General features: G+C 42.8%; 1 protein-coding gene and 2 pseudogenes. All 3 read right to left on the bottom strand.

Annotation, left to right across the window (positions count from 1 at the left end):
* Window positions 1–385: pseudogene (locus ACFIL3_RS09685) on the bottom strand (hypothetical protein); the annotation flags it as partial.
* Window positions 386–520: 135 nt separating this feature from the next.
* A complete protein-coding gene (locus tag ACFIL3_RS09680; RefSeq protein WP_375654043.1) occupies window positions 521–715 on the bottom strand; it encodes a cytochrome c oxidase subunit II transmembrane domain-containing protein in 195 nt (64 codons plus the stop codon).
* 201 nt (window positions 716–916) lie between these two features.
* A pseudogene (locus ACFIL3_RS09675) lies at window positions 917–2,380 on the bottom strand (cbb3-type cytochrome c oxidase subunit I); the annotation flags it as partial.
* Between the last annotated feature and the right edge of the window lie 12 nt (window positions 2,381–2,392).

The following is a 2,392-nucleotide window of genomic DNA, read 5'->3' as shown; positions in this document are numbered from 1 at the left end:
CGTTTAGATGAGGGGCTCCGGAAAGAAGACATGGCGGGGTAAATACAGGTCCTATTTCAAAGATTTTTAACGGGATTAGTTCTGCGACGATAGGCATGAAGCTGTGGTTAGCCCCACAGATTTCTGAGCATTGTCCGTAATAGACGCCTGGTCGTGTGGCGGTAAATGTGGTTTGATTTAAGCGTCCGGGCACTGCATCTGTTTTTAAACCTAGTGTGGGGATAGTTCATGAGTGTAAAACATCTTGAGATGTAATTATTATACGAACAGGGGCTTCAATTGGGAGAACCACTCGGTTGTCAACTTCCAGGAGTCGAAGGTCTCCTGGGTTTAAGAATAATGGGGGTATTATGTAAGAATTAAAGATGAGGCCTCCGTAGTCTGTGTATTCATAGGTTCAGTATCACTGATGTCCAATTGATTTAATAGTAAAGGAGGGGTCGTTGATTTCGTCTGTTAGGTATAGAATGCGTAGAGATGGTAGGGCAATCAGGATTAGAATGACTGCGGGTAGGATGGTTCAAGTGGTCTCTATTTCTTGGGCGTCTGTAATGTTGGTATTGGTTAGCTTTGTTGTGAGTGTTGAGGATAGAGCGTATAAGACTAGAAAGCTAATTAAAGAGATAGTCATAAATGCATAGTCGTGGAAGGTGATTAATTCTTCTATAACAGGGGATGTAGCATCTTGTAGACCTAGTTGAACTGGGTGGGCCATGTAAGATATATAGGGTTATAGCCTATAATTTGGTTTCGACAAAGCCATGAAATAGTTTTTCTAATATCTTATTGAAAAAGTTATAGGGGCTATAGGATTGGCTTGAAACCGGTTTTAGGGGGTTCGACTCCCTCCTTTTTCGTTTAGTTTAACATAGGCTGGTTCTTCAAATGTGTGATAAGGCGGGGGACAGCCATTTAATCATTCGAGGTTGGTGGGGGATTGTTCGGTCATTGATACCTTGCGTTTTGAGGCGAAGGCCTCTCAGATCATGTAGATTATTAGGATCACTGCTACTAGTGAAATAAAGGAGCCAATGGATGATAGAACATTTCATGCGGTATAAGCATCGGGGTAGTCAGAATAGCGTCGGGGTATTCCAGATAGGCCAAGGAAGTGTTGTGGAAAAAAGGTTAAATTTACACCTATGAATATAATAATAAAGTGGGCTTTGGCATAAGTTTGGTCTAATGTATAGCCTGAAAATAAAGGGAATCAGTGGATGAAGCCCCCTATAATGGCAAAAACAGCTCCTATTGACAGGACATAGTGGAAATGGGCGACAACATAGTACGTATCGTGTAGTACAATATCTAGGGATGAGTTTGCTAAGATAATACCGGTAAGGCCCCCTATGGTGAATAGAAAGATAAAGCCTAGGGCTCAAAGTATTGCGGCAGATCATTTGATATTGCCCCCATGAAGTGTAGCAAGTCAGCTGAAAACTTTAACTCCAGTAGGAATAGCAATGATTATGGTAGCAGAGGTGAAGTAAGCTCGTGTGTCTACATCTATGCCTACTGTAAATATATGGTGGGCTCATACAATAAATCCTAGGAACCCGATTGACATTATAGCCCAGGTCATACCTATATACCCAAATGGTTCTTTCTTCCCGGAGTAGTAAGTTACAATGTGGGAGATTATTCCGAATCCAGGGAGAATGAGGATGTAGACTTCAGGGTGGCCAAAGAATCAAAATAGGTGTTGGTATAGGATAGGGTCTCCCCCTCCAGTAGGATCAAAGAAGGTAGTGTTAAGGTTGCGGTCTGTTAATAGTATAGTAATGCCGGCAGCTAAGACTGGCAGGGAGAGGAGTAGTAGGATTGCTGTGATTAGGACAGATCAGACAAACAATGGGGTTTGATACTGGGATATGGCGGGGGGCTTCATGTTGATAATGGTAGTGATGAAGTTGATAGCTCCTAGGATAGAGGAAATCCCTGCTAGGTGGAGGGAGAAAATAACTAAGTCTACGGAGGCCCCTGGATGAGAGAGGTTTCCTGCTAAGGGGGGATATACTGTTCAACCTGTTCCGGCGCCAGCCTCGATTATGGTTGATGCCATTAGCAGCAGGAAAGAGGGGGGAAGAAGTCAGAAGCTTATATTATTTAGACGGGGGAATGCTATGTCAGGAGCACCAATTATCAAGGGTACTAGTCAGTTCCCGAACCCTCCAATTATAATGGGTATAACTATGAAGAAAATTATAACAAATGCATGGGCTGTCACAATGACATTATAGATATGGTCACTACCTAGTAAACTACCGGGTTGGCCTAGTTCAGCTCGAATGAGAAGACTTAGAGCTGTGCCTATGATTCCAGCTCATGCGCCGAATAGTAGGTATAGAGTTCCGATGTCTTTGTGGTTTGTTGAAAAGAGTCAACGATTAAT

Origin of the sequence: Bartonella sp. CE47NXGY (genome assembly GCF_042195415.1) — a bacterium.
In the GTDB taxonomy this organism is placed as follows: Bacteria; Pseudomonadota; Alphaproteobacteria; order Rhizobiales; family Rhizobiaceae; genus Bartonella.
This window is presented reverse-complemented; position numbering and strand designations above follow the sequence as displayed.

What these genes read in the sequence shown, in the direction of transcription:
- ACFIL3_RS09680 (WP_375654043.1), bottom strand. Translation starts at nt 715, where the DNA reads ATGGCCCACCCAGTTCAACTAGGTCTACAAGATGCTACATCCCCTGTT.